The sequence below is a fragment of the uncultured Friedmanniella sp. genome, from assembly GCF_964244285.1.
GTDB lineage: Bacteria > Actinomycetota > Actinomycetes > Propionibacteriales > Propionibacteriaceae > Microlunatus.
The window spans coordinates 700,944-720,782 of the sequence record NZ_CAXTHT010000002.1; the positions used below are offsets into that span (position 1 = coordinate 700,944).

18 protein-coding genes are annotated in these 19,839 nt (G+C 72.2%); 10 read left to right on the top strand and 8 right to left on the bottom strand.

From position 1 onward, the window contains the following. Positions 1-55: 55 nt before the first annotated feature. Both ACFE7W_RS07625 and ACFE7W_RS07630 read right to left on the bottom strand, forming a co-directional pair. On the bottom strand, positions 56-1,534 hold the full coding sequence (locus ACFE7W_RS07625; RefSeq protein ID WP_375424143.1) for an aldehyde dehydrogenase family protein: 1,479 nt from the start codon (positions 1,532-1,534) through the stop codon (positions 56-58). A gap of 219 nt (positions 1,535-1,753) precedes the next feature. After that, positions 1,754-2,545 (bottom strand): IclR family transcriptional regulator, encoded by a 792-nt coding sequence (locus tag ACFE7W_RS07630; RefSeq protein WP_375424144.1) that lies wholly within the window; start codon positions 2,543-2,545, stop codon positions 1,754-1,756. 110 nt (positions 2,546-2,655) lie between these two features. Between ACFE7W_RS07630 and purU the strand changes: the two genes are divergently transcribed. The 7 genes from purU to ACFE7W_RS07665 all read left to right on the top strand — a co-directional run bounded on the left by purU (position 2,656) and on the right by ACFE7W_RS07665 (position 10,160). Next, positions 2,656-3,528: a formyltetrahydrofolate deformylase gene (gene purU, locus ACFE7W_RS07635; protein ID WP_375424145.1), complete on the top strand. Its 873-nt coding sequence runs from the start codon at positions 2,656-2,658 to the stop codon at positions 3,526-3,528. Positions 3,529-3,604: 76 nt separating this feature from the next. Further along, positions 3,605-5,080, top strand: a complete 1,476-nt coding sequence (locus ACFE7W_RS07640) for a hypothetical protein (protein WP_375424146.1) — start codon at positions 3,605-3,607, stop codon at positions 5,078-5,080. 94 nt (positions 5,081-5,174) lie between these two features. Further along, positions 5,175-5,714, top strand: a complete 540-nt coding sequence (locus tag ACFE7W_RS07645) for a hypothetical protein (protein ID WP_375424147.1) — start codon at positions 5,175-5,177, stop codon at positions 5,712-5,714. 78 nt (positions 5,715-5,792) lie between these two features. Further along, complete coding sequence (locus tag ACFE7W_RS07650; protein ID WP_375424148.1) at positions 5,793-7,184, top strand: DUF222 domain-containing protein; 1,392 nt, start codon at positions 5,793-5,795, stop codon at positions 7,182-7,184. Between the two features lie 191 nt (positions 7,185-7,375). Next, positions 7,376-7,735: a bifunctional 3-phenylpropionate/cinnamic acid dioxygenase ferredoxin subunit gene (locus ACFE7W_RS07655; RefSeq protein ID WP_375424149.1), complete on the top strand. Its 360-nt coding sequence runs from the start codon at positions 7,376-7,378 to the stop codon at positions 7,733-7,735. Positions 7,736-7,784: 49 nt separating this feature from the next. Then, positions 7,785-8,993 (top strand): NAD(P)/FAD-dependent oxidoreductase, encoded by a 1,209-nt coding sequence (locus ACFE7W_RS07660; protein WP_375424150.1) that lies wholly within the window; start codon positions 7,785-7,787, stop codon positions 8,991-8,993. A 42-nt stretch (positions 8,994-9,035) separates the two neighbouring features. Further along, positions 9,036-10,160 (top strand): aromatic ring-hydroxylating dioxygenase subunit alpha, encoded by a 1,125-nt coding sequence (locus ACFE7W_RS07665; RefSeq protein WP_375424151.1) that lies wholly within the window; start codon positions 9,036-9,038, stop codon positions 10,158-10,160. Positions 10,161-10,172: 12 nt separating this feature from the next. On the opposite strand, the gene ACFE7W_RS07670 is transcribed toward ACFE7W_RS07665, so the two are convergent. Further along, a complete protein-coding gene (locus ACFE7W_RS07670) occupies positions 10,173-10,952 on the bottom strand; it encodes an IclR family transcriptional regulator (RefSeq protein WP_375424152.1) in 780 nt (259 codons plus the stop codon). 35 nt (positions 10,953-10,987) lie between these two features. Here ACFE7W_RS07670 and betA point away from each other — a divergent pair, with 35 nt between their 5' ends. Both betA and ACFE7W_RS07680 read left to right on the top strand, forming a co-directional pair. Further along, positions 10,988-12,688 carry a choline dehydrogenase gene (gene betA, locus ACFE7W_RS07675; protein ID WP_375424153.1) on the top strand — a complete coding sequence of 567 codons (1,701 nt, stop codon included), beginning with the start codon at positions 10,988-10,990 and terminating at the stop codon, positions 12,686-12,688. A 136-nt stretch (positions 12,689-12,824) separates the two neighbouring features. Continuing rightward, positions 12,825-13,823 carry a C40 family peptidase gene (locus ACFE7W_RS07680; RefSeq protein ID WP_375424154.1) on the top strand — a complete coding sequence of 333 codons (999 nt, stop codon included), beginning with the start codon at positions 12,825-12,827 and terminating at the stop codon, positions 13,821-13,823. Positions 13,824-13,841: 18 nt separating this feature from the next. On the opposite strand, the gene ACFE7W_RS07685 is transcribed toward ACFE7W_RS07680, so the two are convergent. After that, positions 13,842-14,045, bottom strand: coding sequence for a hypothetical protein (locus tag ACFE7W_RS07685; protein ID WP_375424155.1), 204 nt, complete (start codon positions 14,043-14,045; stop codon positions 13,842-13,844). Positions 14,046-14,270: 225 nt separating this feature from the next. Here ACFE7W_RS07685 and ACFE7W_RS07690 point away from each other — a divergent pair, with 225 nt between their 5' ends. Next, positions 14,271-15,902 (top strand): phytoene desaturase family protein, encoded by a 1,632-nt coding sequence (locus ACFE7W_RS07690; RefSeq protein WP_375424156.1) that lies wholly within the window; start codon positions 14,271-14,273, stop codon positions 15,900-15,902. Between the two features lie 18 nt (positions 15,903-15,920). Here ACFE7W_RS07690 and ACFE7W_RS07695 read toward each other — a convergent pair whose 3' ends face one another. The 4 genes from ACFE7W_RS07695 to ACFE7W_RS07710 all read right to left on the bottom strand — a co-directional run bounded on the left by ACFE7W_RS07695 (position 15,921) and on the right by ACFE7W_RS07710 (position 19,814). Further along, entirely contained in the window at positions 15,921-16,364 is a 444-nt protein-coding gene (locus tag ACFE7W_RS07695; protein WP_375424157.1) for an SRPBCC family protein, read from the bottom strand. A gap of 84 nt (positions 16,365-16,448) precedes the next feature. After that, entirely contained in the window at positions 16,449-16,850 is a 402-nt protein-coding gene (locus tag ACFE7W_RS07700) for a DUF779 domain-containing protein (protein ID WP_375424158.1), read from the bottom strand. 28 nt (positions 16,851-16,878) lie between these two features. Continuing rightward, entirely contained in the window at positions 16,879-18,402 is a 1,524-nt protein-coding gene (gene adh / locus ACFE7W_RS07705; RefSeq protein WP_375424159.1) for an aldehyde dehydrogenase, read from the bottom strand. A gap of 83 nt (positions 18,403-18,485) precedes the next feature. Further along, a complete protein-coding gene (locus ACFE7W_RS07710) occupies positions 18,486-19,814 on the bottom strand; it encodes a GAF domain-containing protein (protein ID WP_375424160.1) in 1,329 nt (442 codons plus the stop codon). Positions 19,815-19,839: the final 25 nt, after the last annotated feature.

The window sequence follows — 19,839 nt, forward strand, 5'->3', positions numbered from 1 at the left end:
CTCCCTGGGTGGTGTGGGTGGTCGGGCCGGACGGTTCAGGTCGGGGTGGAGCGGGTCAGGAGGAGAACCAGCGTTGGGGAGCAGGGGCGATGTTGTGCCAGATGTGCTTGGTCTCGCGGTACTCCGCCAGCCCGCCGGGGCCGAGCTCGCGACCGTTACCGGACTGGCCGAAGCCGCCCCACTCGGCCTGGGGCACGTACGGGTGGTAGTCGTTGATCCAGACCGTGCCCAGCCGCAAAGCGCCGGCGACCCGTTGGGCCCGGCCGGCGTCGGCGGTCCAGACCGCCCCGGCCAGCCCGAACGGGGTGCCGTTGGCCAGCCGGACCGCTTCGGCCTCGTCGGCGAACGTCTCGACGGTCAGCACGGGCCCGAAAGACTCCTGCTGCACGCAGCCCATCGCCGCCTGGCAGCCGTCGAGCACGGTCGGTGGGTAGAAGTAGCCCTCGGCCAACGCCGGGTCGGTCGGGATCTCGCCGCCGCAGCGCAGCACCGCCCCCTCCGCGACCGCGGCCTCGACGTAGGCGTGCACCTTGTCGCGGTGCGCCGCCGAGATCAGCGGGCCCGTCTCGGCGGCCTCGTCGAAGGGTCCACCCATCCGGATCTGCTGTGCGCGGGCCACCAGCTCGTCGACGAAGGCCTCGGCGATGCTGTCCTGCACCAGTAGCCGCGCGCCGGCCGAGCAGACCTGGCCGGAGTGCAGGAAGACCGCCGTCAGGGCCATGTCCACGGCGGCCTCGCGGTCGGCGTCGGCGAAGACCACGTTGGGGTTGATGCCCCCCAGCTCCAGCGCCACCCGCTTCACCGTCGGAGCTGCGGCGGCCATGATCGACTTCCCGGTCTCCAGCCCGCCGGTGAAGCTGACCAGGTCGACGCGGGGGTCGGTGGTCAGGACCACGCCCACCTCGGGTCCGGTCCCGGTGACCAGGTTGCCCACGCCGGCGGGCAGGCCGGCCTCGGCGAGGGTGTCCATCAGCAGGACCGCGGTGCCGGGCGTCAGCTCCGAGGGCTTCAGGACGAAGGTGTTGCCGGCGAGCAGCGCGGGCGCGACCTTCCAGGCCACCTGGAGCAGCGGGTAGTTCCACGGGGTGATCAGCGCGCAGACGCCGACCGGGGCGTGGACGATGCGGCTGATCGCGTCCGTCCGGCCGGTGTCGACCACCCGACCGGCGTCGGTCCCGGCGATGCCGCCGTAGTAACGGAAGCAGCCGACGATGTCGGCCAGGTCGTAGCGGGACTCCACCAGCCGCTTGCCCGTGTCGAGGGACTCGGCCTTGGCGTACAGGGCGGTGTCGCGCTCCAGCAGGTCGGCCACCCTCAGCAGCAGCTCGCCGCGTCCACGCTCGGGCGTCGTCGACCAGGTCCCTTCGTCAAAGGCGTGCCGCGCCGCGGTGACGGCCGACGCGGCGTCCTCGGCGGTGCACTCGGCCACCGCAGCCACCGGCGACCCGTCCGCGGGACAGACGATCTGCCGAGCCGCTGCGGTCTCGTGCCAGTCGCCGGCGTAGTACAGCCCGCGTGGGGGTGTGCTCGTCATGCCGGGCTGCTGTTCACGTGGTCGGGGTCCCTGAGTTCGTCGCCATCAGGACGCGTGCTGTTGCGTATTGCGCATCGCCCCGCTTTCTGAGCAACAGCATGGGCCGACCCGGTTGAGGGTGTCAAGGCTCCCGGGAGCCTCGACGGCACCTGTTACGCCGCGGACACACGCCGTAACCGACGGCGACCTTCCGGGGCGCGGAGGCTGCTCCAGCAGGCGTCAGCCGGACCAGCCCAGCCGTCCCGACACCGCCCTGGCGGCCGCGCCGACCTGCTGGGCGATCGAGTCCAGCCGGTCCTCGATCCGGAACGTGGGACCGGACACCGAGAGGGATGCGACCACCTCGCCCGCGGCGCCCCGGACCGGCGCGGCGACCGCGGTCAGGCCGATCTCGAGCTCGTCGCGGACCACCGCGTAGCCGCGTTCCCGGATCTGGGCCAGGTCGGCCCGGACCGCCTGCTGGGTGACCAGGGTGCGCTCGGTCAGCCGGGTCAGCTCGCCGCCCCCGTCGGTCAGGGCGGCCAGGGTCGCGTCGCTCTCGGCCTCCGACATGTGGGCCAGCAGCACCCGTCCGTTCGCGGTCGCGTGGATCGGGTTGCGTTTGCCCACCCAGTTGTGGATCTGCAGGGCCGAGGGGCCCGAGACCTGGTCGAGGTAGAGCGTCTCGCGGCCGGACAGGATCACCACGTTGACGGTCTCGCCGACCGTCGCGGCCAGCGCGGACGTGACCTGGCGGCTCTCCTGCACCAGGTCCATCCGGGAGCGGGTCGCGCCGGCCAGCCGGAGCACGCCGACGCCCAGGCGGTACCGGCCACGGTCCGGCAGCTGCTCGGCGAGCCCGTGCGCCTCTAGCGTGGTCAGCAGCCGGGACGCCGTCGACTTGTGCACATCCAGCAGCGCCGCGATCTCGGTGACGCCGAGGTGGCCGTCGGCGGCCAGCAGCTCGAGAATGGTGAGGGCCCGGTCGACCGACTGCACCGCGGCCGGACCGGAGTCAGCGGGGGCGGCCACGCCGCGAGTGTAGTGCGCGGCTCCGGGGCTTGTACGCTGCGCTGTCGTCGCGTCCGAGAGGGTGCGACGTCGCTCGCCCGGTCCTCACCCCGTCCGCCCTTGGAGCCTCGATGTCGCCCCGCCCCGCGCCCGGCCAGCAGTACGTGCTCACGCTCTCGTGCCAGGACGGTCCCGGTCTGGTGCACGCCGTGGCCGGCTTCCTGGTCCAGTACGGCGGCAACATCCTGGCCAGCCAGCAGTACGAGGACCGGGGGACCGGCCGCTTCTTCATGCGGGTCCAGTTCGACTTCGTCGGCGCGGTGCCGCCGCTGGAGGAGCTGCGGGCCGCGTTCGCGACGGTCGCCGGCCCCAACCGGATGGAGTTCACCCTTTCCGACGTGGCCACCCCGACGCGCACGCTGATCCTGGTCAGCAAGTTCGGGCACTGTCTCAACGACCTGCTCTACCGGGACCGGATCGGCTCGCTCAACATCGACATCCCCGTCGTGGTGTCGAACCACCCGGACTTCGCCGAGCTCGTCACCTCGAACGGCATCGAGTACGTGCACCTGCCGGTCACCCCCGACACCAAGCCCGAGGCCGAGGCCGAGCTCTTGCGGCTGGTCGACGCCTACGACATCGAGCTGGTGGTGCTGGCCCGCTACATGCAGGTGCTGAGCGGGCCGACCTGCCGGGCCCTGACGGGCCGCGCCATCAACATCCACCACTCCTTCCTACCCAGCTTCAAGGGCGCCAAGCCCTACCACCAGGCTCACGACCGGGGCGTCAAGCTGATCGGCGCCACCGCCCACTACGTCAACGACGACCTCGACGAGGGCCCGATCATCGAGCAGGACGTCGCCCGCGTCGACCACCAGATGAGCCCCGAGGACTTCGTCGCCGTCGGCCGGGACGTGGAGACCCAGGTACTGTCCCGCGCCGTCCGCTGGCACAGCGAGCACCGCGTGATGCTGAACGGCAGCCGGACCGTCGTCTTCCGCTGAGAAACGCGTATCTGGGTGGCCACGAGGCCACTCCTCTCCGGGTACGCACGTCACGTACACGAGAGAGGGAACCGGCATGCGAGGAAGCAAGCGGAAAGTCGTCCAGAGCTCGGTGGTCCTCAGCCTGGCCGTGGGGAGCCTGCTCTGGCACACGGAGTCGGCCGCGGCCGCACCTGGGTGCCTCACCAGCAGCTCCGACTTCGACCGGGACGGTGTCGCCGACATCGTGGTCGGCATCCCCGGGGGCTCCGGCCGCCACGGCTCCGTCCAGGTCCGGCTGAGCAACGGGGGTCATGCGTTGACCCGGACCATTACCGGAGCGCCGGGCTTCGGCTCGGCGGTCACCTCGTTGAGCTCCTACACCAAGGCGGGTGACGAGGGGCTGTGCAGCCAGCTCGTCGTCGGCAGCCCGGATGAGAGCGTCAGCACGGGTCGGTCCCGCAGTGGGGCCCTGCATGTCTACGCGTGGGACGCCGGGAGGCGGCAGTTCGTGTCCCGCGGGGCCTTCGGACCCGGGAGCCGCGGGGTCGCGGCCCCCGACCAGGCGGGCGCCCGCTTTGGCGCGTCCCTGGCCGCGAAGCAGCACCGGGTCGAGGACGGCGAGCGCGGGCCCGACCGGCTCTACGTCGGCGCTCCCGGCTTCGACGTCGACGACGGTGACGGCGGCGCCGTCCGCGACGCCGGCCACGTGGTGTCCTTCGTGATCGACGACGGCGCGGACCCCCAAGCTCACCGCAACCGCACTCTCGACTACAGCGACGAGGACGGGGCGGGTGGCTCGACCGTGGGCGGACGACTGGGCTCCTCGTTGAGCGTCGGCGGCGGCCTCGTCGCCGCGGGCGCGCCAGGACAGACCGTCAGGGGCGCCGTGGGTGCCGGGGCCGTGCTGGTGGAGAAGGTCGACGCGGGCCCGGACGACTTCATGCCCGAGGAGCTCTCCCAGGCCACCGCCGGCGTGCCGGGCACGCCGGAGAAGGGTGACCGGTTCGGCGCAGCGGTGCACCTCACCGCCTCCGCCTCGGGACGGCCGACGCTGGCCGTCGGTGCGCCCGGAGAAGACCTGCGTGGCAAGGCCGACACCGGTGCGGTGACGCTCGCGCGGATCTCCTTGACCACCGGGGAGCCCGTCGGCTCGGTCCGGTCGGTCGACCAGGACACGGCCGGTGTGGCCGGTACGGCCGAGCCCGGCGACGCGTTCGGCTCGGCCCTGTCGAGCACCGGAGCGGTGAGCGCCCAGACCTTCCTGGTCGGCAGCCCCGGTGAGGACGTGGGCCGCGCGCGCAACGCCGGGATGGTCCAGACCATCGGCCACGGCACCGGCTGGACGCAGGACACCACGGGGGTGCCGGGGCAGGCGGAGACCGGCGACCGGATGGGGGCGTCCCTGGGCGGTTCGACCGCATCGGGCGCCGACAAGCCGCTGATCGGCGTGCCCGGGGAGGACAGCTCCACCGGAGCCGTGATCGTCGGCCTGCCGAGGAGCAACCACCCGGCCGGCTACCTCAAGGGCACGAAGCCGGGCGGCCGGTACGGGTTCGCGGTCGCGCAGTAGCTCACGCCGTCGGTGGGGTGCTGCCCAACGGCAGCGGGGCCGTGCTCGGCGGGCGAGCCGCCGCACCCCGGCCGCGGGGTGCGACCCTGACTGCATGGTCGAAGCGGTCTTCCTGAACGGGACGGTCGGGGCGGGCAAGACGACGACGGCGCTCGCGCTGTCCGACCTGCTGAGGGAGCGGCAGGAGCCGCACGGGTTGGTCGACCTCGACCAGATCCGGCTCGTCTTCCCCGCGCCACCGGACGACCCCTTCCAGCACGAGGTCGAGCTGACCAACCTGGCCGGTATCGCCGCCACCTACCGAACCGCTGGAGCGCGCTGGCTGGTCGTCGCCGGTGTCCTCGAGAGCCCGGGCGAGGTCCCGCGGTACGCCGCCGCCCTCGGCGTCCGGTCGCTGCTCGTCTGCCGGCTCCTGGTCGACGCCGGTACCGCCAGGCAGCGACTGCGGCGTCGTCACGCCGACGACCCGGAGGGGCTGGCCTGGCACCTGCACCGCACGGAGGAGCTCGCCGCCGTGCTGGACCACGCTGGTGTCGACGACCTCCAGGTGGGCACCGCAGGTCGCACCCCCCGTGACGTCGCCTATGAGGTCGGCCAGTGGGCCGGCTGGATGAGCAAGGCTGCCGAGCTCTGAACCCCTCGACCGCTCACAGGGTGTTGTCAGTGAGGGCCAAAGCTATCTATCGAACGTGTGTTCGAGTAGAATCGACGCATGGAACTCGGGGGAGGCTCAGTCGTACCGGTGCCGCTCTCGGTGCCGGTGCTACTGCGCCTGGCGGCGATGGCCACCGAGCTCGAGGCGTTGACCGCTGAGGTCGAGTCGGGTGGTCTGGACCACCTGGACGACGGTGGGCTGCTGGCGTTCTGGCAGGAGTTCGAGGGGTTCCGGAACCGGATGCCGGTGGTCGAGCACCGCGTGGTGCGCGACGCGGGGTCCCGTGACCTGGCCGGACGGTACTGCCAGCCGAGTGTGGCGAGGTTGATGGCGCAGACGCTGCGGATCCCTGCGGGCGAGGCGGCGCGGCGGGCGCGCGCGGCCGAGCAGCTGGGTGGTGGGGTGTCGATGCTGGGTGAGCCGCAGGCCCCGGCGCGACCGGCGTTGGCGGCCGCCCAGCGGTCGGGGCAGGTTGGCCCTGAGCAGGTGGAGGTGGTGCTGCGCGGGCTGGCGAAGGTGGACGTCCGCGGGTTCGACCCAGTGGCGATCGCCGCTGGTGAGGAGCTGCTGACCGGTTATGCGGCGACGTTCGGGCCGAAGGACCTGCAGGTGTGCGTGGACCGCTTCGTCGACACGCTGGATCCCGATGGTTCGCGTCCGGACGAGGAGCTGCAGGCGGACCGGCGGTTCTTCGAGCTGCGGGCGCAGCGGGACGGGTCGTGGCGAGGTGAGTTCCGGCTCACCGGCACAGCGGGAGCCAAGCTGGCCGCGGTGCTGGGTCCGCTGGCGAGGCCGCGGGTCTCGTTGGTGACCACGGCTGGTGGCCGGAGGGTGGAGGAGCCGGACCCGCGACCGTATCCGCAGCGGATGCATGACGCGTTGGAAGAGATCTGCGACCGGCTCCTCCGGGCCGGATCGGCGACGGAGTGGGGCGGGGTGCCGGCGACGGTGATCGTGACCATCGATGAGGAGAGCCTGCGGAGCCGGACCGGCGGCGGGACCACGACCGGCGGCGGCCGGCTGTCCACCGCGGCCGTGTTGGGCCTGGCTGGGCAGGCGGAGGTCGTCCCTGCCGTGCTCGACGACGCGGGGGCGGTGCTGACCCTGGGTCGGCGGCGGCGGATCGCGTCCCGGGACCAGACATTGGCGTTGGTCGCCCGGGACCGCGGTTGCAGCTTCCCTGGGTGCGACCGGCCACCCGAATGGTGCGAACGGCACCACATCAGGGCCTGGATCGACGGCGGCCTGACCGACCTGGACAACCTCACGCTGCTCTGCGCCTACCACCACCACCACTTCGCTGCCCGCGGCTGGACCTGCCGGCTCAACCCCGACCGGCTACCGGAGTGGGTGCCACCCCGGCACGTCGACCGACATCAGAAGCCGATCATCGACCGCCGCATCCTCGCGGCTGGACTACGTGAGGAACCGCATGCGGCCGCGGCGTGAGGTCCGGCTGGAGTCGGTACCGAGCCGTTCCTGCTGCTCGGAGTCCCGGTCCTCGCGTCCGCATGTGAAGGTTGCGTGTCACCGCGGGCAGCCGCTTGACAGCGAAGCGCCCGGTCACGAGGCTGTTGCGTATCACGAGTCGGGTTGTTGCTGTCGCTGCAACGACGCGACCAAGCAGAGGACAGATCCCGATGGCGCAGAACGGGTCGGCGGTCCGGGTGGGGGAGCTCGCAGAGCTGCCGCCCGGGGAGGCGCTGCGGGTCACCGAGGTCTCGCCGCCGGTGGCGGTGTTCCACACCGAGGACGGCGAGCTCTACGCCATCGACGACACCTGCACCCACCAGGACGCCTCCCTCGCCGACGGCTGGCTGGAGGGCTGCGAGGTCGAGTGCCCGCTGCACGCCTCCCGGTTCGACCTGCGGACCGGCACCGTGGACGCCCCGCCGGCCAAGGTCGGAGTCCGCACCCACGCGGTCACCGTGACCGACGGCGAGATCTGGCTGACGCCGTCCTCCGAGGCCCCGAACCTCCCTCCCGGAGTCACCGCCTGATGCCGTTCCCGCCTCCTCTCCGGTCGCCGCTGATGCCCGGCCTCCGCTGATGCCGGCGTTCGCGTCCGTCCTCGTCGTCGGGGCGAGCCTGGCCGGACACGCCACGGCGCGAGCGCTCCGGGCCGAGGGCTTCGACGGCCAGATCACCCTGGTCGGCGCCGAGCCGGAACGCCCCTACGACCGGCCGCCGCTGTCCAAGGCCTTCCTCGCGGGGACGGCGACCGAGGCCGACCTCGCGCTGGAGAGCCCGGTCGAGGAGCTGCAGGTGGACTGGGTGCTGGGCGTGCCCGCCACCGAGCTCGACGCTGCGGCCCGAGCCGTCACCCTGGCCGACGGTCGCCGGCTGAGTGCCGACGCGGTGGTCCTGGCCACCGGATCGGGTGCCCGGCACCTTCCCCACGCGCTGGGCGGCGTGCACACTCTCCGGAACCTGGCCGACGCCCGTGCGCTCAGGGCCGAGCTGGTGCCCGGCGTCCGGGTGGTGGTGGTCGGTGCGGGCTTCATCGGCGCCGAGGTCGCCTCCACCGTGCACGGGCTCGGTCTGGACGTGACCGTCGTCGAGGCGGCTCCGGCTCCGCTCGCCGGACCGCTCGGGGTCGAGCTCGGCCTGGCCGTGGCGGCCCTGCACGAGCGGCACGGCGTCCGGCTGGAGTGCGGCGTGCCGGTCGCCGACCTGACCGGCCGCGGCCGGGTCACCGGCGTCGCGCTGGCCGACGGCACCGTGCTGCCCGCCGACGTGGTGGTGGTAGGGATCGGCAGCCACGCCGCGACCGACTGGCTGGTCTCCTCAGGCCTCGACGTCCGCGGCGGCGTGGCCTGCTCCGCGACCGGCGCGACTGCCGCCCCCGGCGTCTGGGCGGTCGGGGACTGCGCCGCCTGGTACGACCCCGCCCGCGGGACCGAGCACCGGCTGGAGCACTGGACCGACGCGCTGGAACGTCCCGCCACCATGGTCAAGGCCATGCTCGGCCTGGCGACCAAGCCGTTGCGGGCGCCCTACTTCTGGTCCGAGCAGTACGGCGTCATGATCCAGTTCGCGGGCCGTCACCTCGGCGGGGAGGACATCACCATCGAGGCCGGCAGCGTCGAGGACGGCAACCTGCTGGCCACCTACCGCCGCCCCGTACCCGGCGGGGGAGGGCTCTCCGAGGTCGTCGGGGTTCTCGGGATGAACCAGCCGAAGCTGTTCACCCGCGCTCGGCGGACTCTCGCGTCCACCCCCACCGAGGTCGAGGGCCGCCCTCAGCCCGTCGCCTGACCGTCGCCCGACCCGAGACCTGCCATGAGAGAGAAGCCCGTCATGATCAGCACCCAGCTGCCCGAGTCGCTGCTCTCCACCCTGCCGGGGCGTTACTACACCGACCCGGCGATCTTCGCGCTCGAGCAGGCGACCATCTTCGAGGACATGTGGTTCTGCGCGGTCCGCGGTAGCGACATCCCTGACGCCGGCAGCTTCCGGACCGTGCAGGTGGGCACCGAGTCGCTGATCATCTCCCGCAGTCGACGCGGCGAGGTCCGCGCCTTCTTCAACGTCTGCCGGCATCGCGGCGCGAAGATCTGCACGGAGGAGTCCGGCGCGGTGAAGCGGGCCTTCCAGTGCCCGTACCACGCCTGGACCTATGACCTCGACGGCAAGCTGATCGCCGCCCCCAACCTCACCAAGATGCCCGACATCGACCGGGTCGCGTACGGCCTCCGCCGGGTCCACGTCCGGGAGTGGCTCGGCTACGTCTGGGTGTCGCTGGCCGATGAGCCACCGTCCTTCGAGGCCACCGTCGAGCAGGAGATCGTCGACCGGCTCGGAGAGGTGGAGAACCTCGACCACTACGACCTGGCCAGCCTGTCGGTCGGCAAGCGGATCGTCTACGACGTCGCGGCGAACTGGAAGCTGATCGTCGAGAACTTCATGGAGTGCTACCACTGCGCGACGATCCATCCCGAGCTGACCGAGGTGCTGCCGGAGTTCGCCGACGGGCTGGCCGCGCAGGTCTTCGTCAACCACGGAGCCGAGTTCGGCGCCGGGGTCCAAGGCTTCACGGTCGACGGCTCGGCCGGCGTCGACACCATCCCGACCATCGACCCGGAGCAGGACCGGCGCTACTACGCGGTGACCATCAAGCCGCAGGTCTTCGTCAACATGGTGCCCGACCACATCATCTTCCACCGGATGTACCCGATGGCTCCCGACCGCACGGTGGTTGAGTGCGACTGGCTGTTCCTGCCGTCGGTGGTGGCGTCGGGCCGCGACGTGTCGAAGTCGGTCGAGCTGTTCCACCGGGTCAACCGCCAGGACTTCGACGCCTGCGAGCGCACCCAGCCGGCGATGTCCTCCCGGATGTACGCCGACGGCGGAGTCCTCGTGCCGAGCGAGCACCACATCGCGGGCTTCCACGAGTGGCTGCTGGCCAAGATCGACCCGCGCTGAGTCCGGGTGAGCTCAGTCGAGGTAACCCAGCCGCTCGCTGACCCTGTTCGCGGCGGCCATCGCCGCCCGCCCGGCCTCGGCGACGGCATCGGGCGGGAGCCGGTAGGCCGGTGCGGAGATCGACAGTGCCGCCACCACGGTCCCGTCCAGCCGGCGCACCGGAGCGGCGACCGCGTTGAGTCCGACCTCCAGCTCGCCGACGGTACTGGCCCAGCCGTCGGCCCGCACCCGCTCCAGCTGAGCGCTGAGCGCGGTCGGGTCGGTGAGGGTCGCGTCGGTGTAGCGGACCAGTTGGCTCAGCACCCGATCGCGAACGGCGGCCGGCGCGTGGGCCAGCAGCACCTTGCCCGACGAGGTGGCGTGCAAAGGCGTCGGACGTCCCACCCAGCTGTCCACGGTGACGGTCCCGCCGCCCTCGGCCTGGAGGACGTTGACGGCGGCCTCACCCTGCCGGATGGCCAGGTTCACCGTCTCGCCCCGCTCCTGGGCCAGCTCCTCGCAGATCGCCGCACCCTGGCTGGAGACGTCGAGCCGACCGCCGGCCGCGGCGGCGAGCCGGAGGATGCCGGTGCCGAGCCGGTAGTGGCCGCGGGCCGAGCCGGGTTCGACCAGCTCGCGTGCGGCCAGGGCCATCAGGAGCCGGGACGCCGTCGACTTATGCACGCCGATGGCGACGGCCACCGACGACACCCCGGAGTCGGGGTGCCGGGCCAGGTGCTCGAGCGCGCTGACGGCCCGGTCGACGCTCTGGAACGCTCCCGGCGCTGCATCGGCCGTCCGATCGTTGTACACACCGCAACTCTAGGCGTAAGACGAGGGGAACCGACGTGACCGAGACCAGCTACGACTACGTGATCGTGGGCGGCGGGAGTGCCGGCTGCGCCCTGGCGGCCCGGCTGAGCGCCGACGGCGACCGCACCGTGCTCGTGCTGGAGGCTGGCCGCAGCGACTACCCGTGGGACCTGTTCATCCAGATGCCGGCCGCCCTGACCTTCCCCAGCGGCAACCGGTTCTACGACTGGCAGTACGCCTCCGAGCCCGAGCCGTTCATGAAGGGCCGGCGGATCGCGCACGCCCGCGGCAAGGTGCTGGGCGGCTCCAGCTCGATCAACGGCATGATCTGGCAGCGCGGCAACCCGCTGGACTTCCAGCGCTGGGGCGCCGACCCCGGCATGGAGGAGTGGGACTGGGCGCACTGCCTGCCCTACTTCAAGCGGATGGAGAACTGCCTCGCCGCGGACGTGTCCGACTCGATGCGCGGCCACTCCGGGCCCCTGGTGCTGGAGCGTGGTCCCGCCCGCAACCCGCTGTTCGGGGCGTTCTTCGAGGCCGCGCAGCAGGCCGGCTACCCCCTGACCGAGGACGTCAACGGCTTCCGCCAGGAAGGCTTCGCTCCCTTCGACCGCAACGTCCACCACGGCCGGCGGCTGTCGGCCTCGCGCGCCTACCTGCGACCGGTGATGTCGCGACCGAACCTCACGGTCCGCACCCGGGCGCTGGTCACGGGCATCGCCATGCGCACGGACGCCGGCGGACAGGCGCCCCGCGCGACCGGGGTCTCCTACCGCCGCAACGGCCGGCAGCACCGGGTCGGCGCCGGTGAGGTCATCCTGTGCGGTGGCGCCATCAACTCCCCGCAGCTGCTGCAGCTCAGCGGCATCGGTCCCGCGTCCGTGCTCGGGCCGCTCGGCATCCCGCAGCTGGTCGACCTGCCCGGCGTCGGGGCGAACCTGCAGGACCACCTCGAGGTCTACGTCCAGCACGCCTGCAGCCAGCCGGTCAGCATGCAGCCGTACCTGGAAAAGTGGCGGATGCCGTTCATCGGCCTCGAGTGGCTGCTCGCCCGTCGCGGTCCGGCGTCGACCAACCACTTCGAGGGCGGCGGCTTCGTCCGCTCCAACGACGAGGTCGACTACCCGAACCTGATGTTCCACTTCCTGCCCATCGCCGTCCGCTACGACGGTTCGGTCAGCGCTGCGGTCTCCCGCACCGGCCACGGGTACCAGGTGCACATCGGCCCGATGTACTCCGACGCCCGCGGCACCTTGGCGATCACCTCGACCGACCCGAGCCGGCACCCCGCGCTGCGCTTCAACTACCTCTCCACCGAGCAGGACCGCCGGGAGTGGCTGGAGTGCGTGCACGTCGCGCGCGACATCCTCGGCCAGCCGGCGCTGCAGCCCTTCGACGCGGGCGAGACCTCGCCCGGTCCGGGCGTCATGAGCGACGAGGAGATCCTCGACTGGGTGGCCGAGGACGCCGAGACCGCGCTGCACCCCTCCTGCACCGCCAAGATGGGTCCGGCCTCGGACCCGATGGCCGTCGTCGACCCGCAGACGATGCGCGTCCACGGCGTCGAGGGCCTGCGCGTCGTCGACGCCTCCGTGATGCCGTACGTGCCCAACGGCAACATCTACGCGCCCGTGATGATGCTCGCCGAGAAGGCCGCCGACCTCATCCTGGGCCGGGAGCCGCTGGTCGCGAGCGCCGAGCTGTACTACTCCCACCGCGAGAACTCCGGTTCCTGACGGCGTGTCGGCTTGCCTGCAAAGGGTTCAGGCCTTTCGACCCTGCCCAACGGACGGGAACCTTCGATAACGTTCCGGTGTCACGGGGACGGTTCCACCGCGGTTCGCGGCGCGGTGTGGTCACGAGGAGAACACGATGGCGGCCAGCAGCACGCTCGTCCGAGCCACCCGAACATTCCCCACCCCCCGAGCCGGCCGGACGGTCCGGACCTCGGTCCGGCTCGTGACCGCCGGTCTGCTCGCGGGCGCGCTGCTCGGCCCCACCGCCGCCGAGGCGGCGCCGACCGCGCCCGTGGTCGCCTCGTCGGGGATCACCTCGCTGCGCCCTGGCGTCCCCGGGTCGACCAGCCCGGTGGCCCCGGCGGCCCCCACGGTTCGCGCCACGGCGTCGGCGGTGGCGACCATCCGCGCCACGGCGGCCGCCAAGGGCGTCGCGCTGGGCACCCTGGACGTCGGCCAGCGGATCCCCACCCTCGCGGATCCGGTCAAGGGCTGGGTCGAGGTCCGGTTCCACACGGGGCGGGCCTACGTGGCCCTCAGCCAGCTGCGCCTGGCCGGGGTCGGCGTCGAGCCGGCTCGGCCCGCGACGCTGAGCACGTCGGGCACCAAGATCGCGACGGCCAAGCTGGTGGTCCGGTCGGCGGCGGCCAAGTCGGCGTCCTCCGTCGGCCGGATCAACGAAGGCAGGCCCCTCACCCTGACCGGCCCGGTCCGCAATGGGTACGCCCAGACGAAGGTCGCCAAGAAGCTCCGCTGGGTCTCGGTGCGCTACCTGGCCAGCCAGGCGCCGGCCCAGACCGCTCTCGACTTCGCCCGGGCCCAACTGGGCAAGCCCTACAAGTTCGGGGCCGAGGGGCCAAAGGCGTTCGACTGCTCGGGTCTCACCCAGTCCTCCTGGGCCGCTGCCGGCGTGGCTATCCCGAGGACCGCGGCTCAGCAGTCCCGCAGCGGCACCAAGGTGACCAAGGCGAAGCTGCAGCCCGGCGACCTGGTCTTCTTCTACGGCAAGACGCCGTCGCACGTGGCCATCTACGTCGGTGAGGGGCTGGTCATCCACTCACCCCGGCCGGGCAAGAAGGTCGAGTACATCAAGATGGCGTACATGCCGTACTCGAAGGCCCGCCGCTACCGCTGACGGGCACGTCCCGCCGGACTACTCCGGGACGGTCGCCGTCTGGATGAAGCCGAGGATGAAGATGCCCAGAGTCGAGAACATCGCGACCACCGCAGCCACGACAGCCCGGCCAGGGGTCGGGATCGAGTTGATGCCGGTCGTGGTCACCATTACGGCCACCGCCACCCCGTAGATGGCGAGGACGAGCAGGGTCCCGACGAGGAAGATGACCTTGCGCGACACGACGGACTCCCGTTCGTTGGTGCAGACAGAACAGACGGGCCGGACGGCCTGCGCCCACGCTACCCCCGGTCGTCCCTCGGCGCGCGCCGGGCGGTGACCGGGCCGACGTCGGCCCTGCCCCGGCCGCGCGTAGCCGTGCTGGCCCGCCCGGTACCGTCGACGCGGCGGGTGTGCGGGCGCGGTTCGGACGCGGCCGCCTGCGCCGGAACCGATGGAGGACTTCACGTGGCCACCAACCCCACGATCGTCTCGATGGGCGCGCTTCCCGGGGGCGTGGGGCGCCACCGCAGGCCGCGGGACGCCGTGGTCATCGGGGCCGGCCCCAACGGGCTGGTAGCCGCCAACCTGCTGGTCGACGCCGGCTGGGACGTGCTGGTGCTGGAGGCCCAGCCGACCGTGGGCGGGGCCGTCCGGCACGATTCCGGGGTGGCCGGGGGCTTCGTCCACGACGAGTTCAGCGCCTTCTACCCGTTGTCGCTGGCCGGCCCCACCATTCCGGCGCTCGGGCTGGAGAACTACGGCCTGCGCTGGGTGCACGCCCCGGCCGTGCTGGGCAACCCCCAGCAGGACGGCTCCTGGGCCATGCTGCACCGTCGCCCCGAGGACACCATCGCTGGACTCGACGAGCTCAGCCCCGGGGACGGCGCGGCCTGGCGCGAGCTGTACGAGGCCTGGCAGATCATCGGGCCCTCGGTCGTTCGGTCGCTGCTGACGCCCTTCCCGCCCGTGCGCGGGGCCCTGTCGACACTGGCCAGGCTGCCGAAGGTGGGTGGGTTCGACTACGTCCGCTTCCTGCTGGAGCCGGCCTCGGTGATGGGTGGCGCCCGTTTCCGGACCGAGCACGGCCAGCTGCTGATCGCGGGCAACGCCCTGCACGCCGACATCGCGATGGACTCCGCCGGGTCGGGTCTGCTGGGGCTGATGCTGGCCATGAGCGGCCAGGCCGTCGGCTTCCCGGTGCCCGAGGGGGGGTCCGGGCGGCTCACCCAGGCGATGGCCGACCGGCTGGTGGCCCGCGGTGGCCTCATCCAGTGCGACACCCGGGTGGACAAGGTGCTGGTCGACCGACGCCGGGTCCAGGGGGTCGTCACCGCCGCGGGCGAGCGGATCGAGGCGCGGGCGGTGGTGGCCGACGTCTCCGCCCCGGCCCTCTACGGCGACCTGGTCGGCTACGACGAGCTGCCCGACCGCGTCCGGCGCGGGATGGCGCGGTTCGAGTTCGACCCCGCCACCATCAAGGTCGACTGGGCGCTGTCCGGCCCGGTGCCCTGGGCCAGCACTCCGCCGTCGGCGCCGGGGACCGTGCACATCATCGACTCGATGGACCAGCTCAGCCGCGCCCAGGCCGCCATCACCAGCCACAGCATCCCGGCCGAGCCGTTCCTGCTGGTCGGTCAGATGACCACGGCCGACCCGACCCGCTCACCCGCCGGGACCGAGGCGCTCTGGGCCTACACCCACGTCCCGCAGGAGGCCCGGCGCGACGACGGTCCGGACGGGCTGACGGGCCGCTGGGACCGAGACGAGTGCGAGCGGTTCGCCGACCGGATGCAGGCCCGGATCGAGAAGTACGCGCCCGACCTCGCCTCCCGGATCATCGCCCGGCGGGTGCTGGGGCCCTACGAGCTGCAGGCGCGGAACGAGAACCTGGTCCGCGGCGCGCTCGGGGGCGGGACCGCCAACCTGCAGCAGCAGCTGATCTTCCGTCCCGTCACGGGCACGGGACGGGCTGACACCGCCGTCCGCGGCCTGTTCCTCGGCTCGGCCTCGGCGCATCCCGGCGGCGGCGTGCACGGCGCCCCCGGCTCGAACGCGGCCCGGGCGGTCCTGGCCGCCGCGCGTACCGGCCGCCTCTGAGCGCGGAGCGGCTCGACCTCAACGGCCTGCGGCTCGGCCTTCGGCGAGGTAGGTGAGCCGGCGTAGCGTCTCGGTGTTGCGGACGTGGATCAGCGCGTCCCGGGCGGGCTTGGGCAGCAGGGTGCCCGGACCTTCGATGGCGTCCTCCTGCAGGGTCATCCGACAGCCGGAGGGGGTCGGCTCCACCTCCAGCACCACCTTGGCCGAGCCCATCGGCCAGCCACGCGCCTTGAGCACCGCTCGGCGCGGTGGGTCCCACTCGAGGATCGAGGTGCTGTCGTTGATCAGCAGCGGCCACACCCCGAACGAGTGGTGGATCTTGGCCCCCTCGGCCGGCCAGGACGCCTCGACGTCGCGGATCCGGGACGCGCCCACGACCCACGTGGGGTAGAGCCACCCGTCGGCGAGGACGGCGAAGACCGCCTCGGGGGAGCAGGACGCGGTGCCGTGGTTGGTCGCCATTCCCGCATCCTCCCCCACCCGACTTGTCAGAACTGGGTTGCCCCAGAGGACAACCCAGTTCTGACAAGTCGGCGGAAGGTGACCTCAGGGGCGGAGCTGGGCGCCCACCGAGTCGGCCTCGGACAGTCCGGAGACCTCGTCCTCGGTGAGCAGCCGGGACCGGATCAGGAACCGGAACCCGGTCGGGCCCTCCAGCGAGAAGCCCGCACCACGCCCCGGCACCAGGTCCACCGTCAGGTGGGTGTGGCGCCAGTAGGCGAACTGCTCCTTGCTCATCCACATCGGCACCGGCTCCGGTGTCCCGGCGTCGAGCTCGCCGAGGAACTGGTCGGAGTCGCCCGTGAGAAACTCACCCGCCGGGAAGCACATCGGCGACGACCCGTCGCAGCAGCCGCCGGACTGGTGGAACATCACCGGCCCGAACTCGCTCGTCAGGCGGCGGATCATCTCCGCCGCCGCCGGCGTGACCGCGACGCGCTCGGTCAACGTACCCTCCGATGGACGAACCGGGTCATCAGAAGAAGCCCAGCTTGTCCGGGGAGTACGACACCAACAGGTTCTTGGTCTGCTGGTAGTGGTCGAGCATCATCAGGTGGTTCTCGCGGCCGATGCCGGAGGACTTGTAGCCGCCGAAGGCCGCGTGCGCCGGGTACTGGTGGTAGCAGTTGGTCCAGACGCGGCCGGCCTGGATGTCGCGGCCTGCCCGGTACGCGGTGGTGGTGTCGCGCGACCAGACGCCCGCGCCCAGCCCGTAGAGGGTGTCGTTGGCGATCTCGATCGCCTCCGCGTAGTCCTCGAAGCCGGTCACCGAGATCACCGGGCCGAAGATCTCCTCCTGGAAGACCCGCATCTTGTTGTTGCCCTGGAAGATCGTCGGCGCCACGTAGTAGCCGCCGGAGAGGTCCCCGCCGAGGTCGACGCGCTCACCGCCGCAGATGATCCGGGCGCCCTCCTCGGTGCCGATCTGGATGTAGGACAGGATCTTCTCGAGCTGGTCGTTGCTGGCCTGGGCGCCGACCATGGTGGCGGTGTCCAGCGGGTTGCCCTGCACGATCGCCTTGACCCGGTCGGTCGCGGCCGGCAGGAACTGGTCGAGGATCGAGTTCTGGATCAGGCCCCGGCTGGGGCAGGTGCAGACCTCGCCCTGGTTCAGCGCGAACATCGCGAAACCCTCGAGCGCCTTGTCGTAGAACGCGTCGTCGGAGCGGGCGACGTCCTCGAAGAAGATGTTCGGGCTCTTGCCGCCCAGCTCCAGGGTCACCGGGATCAGGTTCTGGCTGGCGTACTGCATGATCAACCGGCCGGTGGTGGTCTCGCCGGTGAACGCGATCTTCTTGATCCGCTTGGACGAGGCGAGCGGCTTGCCGGCCTCGGTGCCGAAGCCGTTGACCACGTTGAGGACGCCGGCGGGCAGCAGGTCTGCGATCAGCTCGACCAGCAGCATGATCGAGGCCGGGGTCTGCTCGGCGGGCTTGAGCACGACGCAGTTGCCGGCCGCCAGGGCGGGGGCGAGCTTCCAGGTGGCCATCAGGATGGGGAAGTTCCACGGGATGATCTGGCCGACCACGCCCAGCGGCTCGTGGAAGTGGTAGGCGACGGTGTCGTCGTCGATCTGGGACAGGTGGCCCTCCTGGGCCCGGATCGCCCCGGCGAAGTAGCGGAAGTGGTCCACGGCCAGCGGCAGGTCGGCAGCCATCGTCTCGCGCACGGGCTTGCCGTTGTCCCAGGTCTCCCCGACGGCGAGCATCTCCAGGTTCTGCTCGATCCGGTCGGCGATCTTGTTCAGGATCACCGCGCGGGCGGCGACCGAGGTCTTGCCCCAGGCCGGGGCCGCGGCGTGGGCAGCATCCAGGGCCAGTTCGATGTCCTCGGCGGTGCCACGGGCGACCTCGCAGAACGTCTTCCCCGTCACGGGCGAGGGGTTCTCGAAATACTGGCCCTTGACCGGGGCCACCCACTCGCCGCCGATCCAGTTCTCGTAGCGGGACTTGTAGGTGACGACGCTGCCGTCGGTTCCGGGTGCTGCGTAGACCGTCATGGTGACTTCCTTGTCGTTGAGGTGTGGACGGGACGGGGCTGGACGGGAGGGGCGCGACCGCGACGGGCACGCCTACGGCGAGGCTAGGCCCGGCGAGGTTGCAGCAACGTTGCGCCGCAGCCCAGGGTCTGGTCGAGCCGGTCGACGTGGCCCGCCACCTGGGCGTAGCGGGGCGAGCTGGCCGGCAGCGCGGTCAGCGCCGCCCGCCAGACCTCGGAGTCGTCCCGGCCGTGGGCGGTGTCGGCGAAGGAGAGCAGGGCGTCGGGGTCGCCCGCGCCCAACAGCGCTGAGCGCAGCAGCTGGTGCAGCTCGTCGCGGAGCCGCTCCACCCCGGGCGCGGTCGACGCCGGCAGCACCGGCCCGCGGTAGGCCGCGACGGCCTGGCGCACCCGACCGCTCCTCAGCTCGCGACGCACGTCGGCGACGTCGGTGCGCAGCGCGTCGAGCACCCGGTACGGGCGCGAACCCAGCCGAACCGGTCCGAGCAGCGTCCGAAGTCGGGAGAGCTCCGCCCGGATGGTCACCGAGGGGTGGTCCTCCTCACTGAGCGCCACCGCGAGCTGGTCGGCGCTGAGGCCGCCGTCCGCCTCGGTGAGGAGCAGCAGGATCTCGCTGTGCCGCGGGCTGAGGGTGGTGGTGGTCGAGCCGTCGTCGTGGCCGCCGTAGCCCAGCTGCGCACTCCGGCGGCCCAGCAGGGACAGGGTCGGTGAGGTCCAGCCCGACGCCACCGAGCGGGGCCGGACCGGGCGCAGCCGCTCGAGTCGCAGCTCGGCCTCGACGGCTGCGACGGTGGCCCGCACCAGGGTCAGGGTCTGCAAGGTGACCACCTCCGCCCCGCCGGTGAGGTCGAGGACGCCCAGGACTGCGCCGGTGTCGGGCTCGTGGATCGGCACGGCCGAGCAGCTCCACGGGGTCACCGGTCGCGAGAGGTGCTCCGCGCCCAGGATCTGCACGGGAGCGTCCAGCGCGAGGGCGGTCCCCGGCGCGTTGGTGCCGGCGACCGCCTCGCTCCAGTCCGCGCCGGCGAGGAAGTGCATGCTCTCGGCCTGGGACCGTAGTGACACGTCACCCTCCACCCACAGCAGCCGGCCCGCGGCGTCGCTGACCGCGACGAGCAGCCCCGACTCCGCGGCCGGGTCCACGAGTAGGCGGCGGATGACCGGCATCACCAGCGCCAACGGGTGGCTGGCCCGGATCTGGGCCAGCCGCGCGTCGTCCAGCCGGATCGGGGCGAGCGTGGACTCCGGGTCGACGCCGCTCTCGACGCTGCGGCGCCACGAGTCCACCACGAGGGGTCGCAGCGACCGGTCCAGATGGCCGGTGCTGACGAAGGCGTCGTGCGCTGACCGCAGGTAGCGCGTGAGCTGCCGCGGGTCCGAGCCCGGCGGCAGTGCCAGGGAGGGAGGCCCCATGCGGCCACAGTAGCCGCCCCTCCGA

Coding starts and splice junctions, on each gene's coding strand:
- ACFE7W_RS07650 (WP_375424148.1), top strand. CDS start 5,793: ATGGAACTCGGGGGAGGCTCAGTCGTACCGGTGCCGCTCTCGGTGCCG.
- ACFE7W_RS07680 (WP_375424154.1), top strand. CDS start 12,825: ATGGCGGCCAGCAGCACGCTCGTCCGAGCCACCCGAACATTCCCCACC.
- ACFE7W_RS07640 (WP_375424146.1), top strand. CDS start 3,605: ATGCGAGGAAGCAAGCGGAAAGTCGTCCAGAGCTCGGTGGTCCTCAGC.
- ACFE7W_RS07660 (WP_375424150.1), top strand. CDS start 7,785: ATGCCGGCGTTCGCGTCCGTCCTCGTCGTCGGGGCGAGCCTGGCCGGA.
- ACFE7W_RS07655 (WP_375424149.1), top strand. CDS start 7,376: ATGGCGCAGAACGGGTCGGCGGTCCGGGTGGGGGAGCTCGCAGAGCTG.
- purU (WP_375424145.1), top strand. CDS start 2,656: ATGTCGCCCCGCCCCGCGCCCGGCCAGCAGTACGTGCTCACGCTCTCG.
- ACFE7W_RS07625 (WP_375424143.1), bottom strand. CDS start 1,534: ATGACGAGCACACCCCCACGCGGGCTGTACTACGCCGGCGACTGGCAC.
- ACFE7W_RS07710 (WP_375424160.1), bottom strand. CDS start 19,814: ATGGGGCCTCCCTCCCTGGCACTGCCGCCGGGCTCGGACCCGCGGCAG.
- ACFE7W_RS07695 (WP_375424157.1), bottom strand. CDS start 16,364: ATGGCGACCAACCACGGCACCGCGTCCTGCTCCCCCGAGGCGGTCTTC.
- ACFE7W_RS07645 (WP_375424147.1), top strand. CDS start 5,175: ATGGTCGAAGCGGTCTTCCTGAACGGGACGGTCGGGGCGGGCAAGACG.
- adh (WP_375424159.1), bottom strand. CDS start 18,402: ATGACGGTCTACGCAGCACCCGGAACCGACGGCAGCGTCGTCACCTAC.
- ACFE7W_RS07665 (WP_375424151.1), top strand. CDS start 9,036: ATGATCAGCACCCAGCTGCCCGAGTCGCTGCTCTCCACCCTGCCGGGG.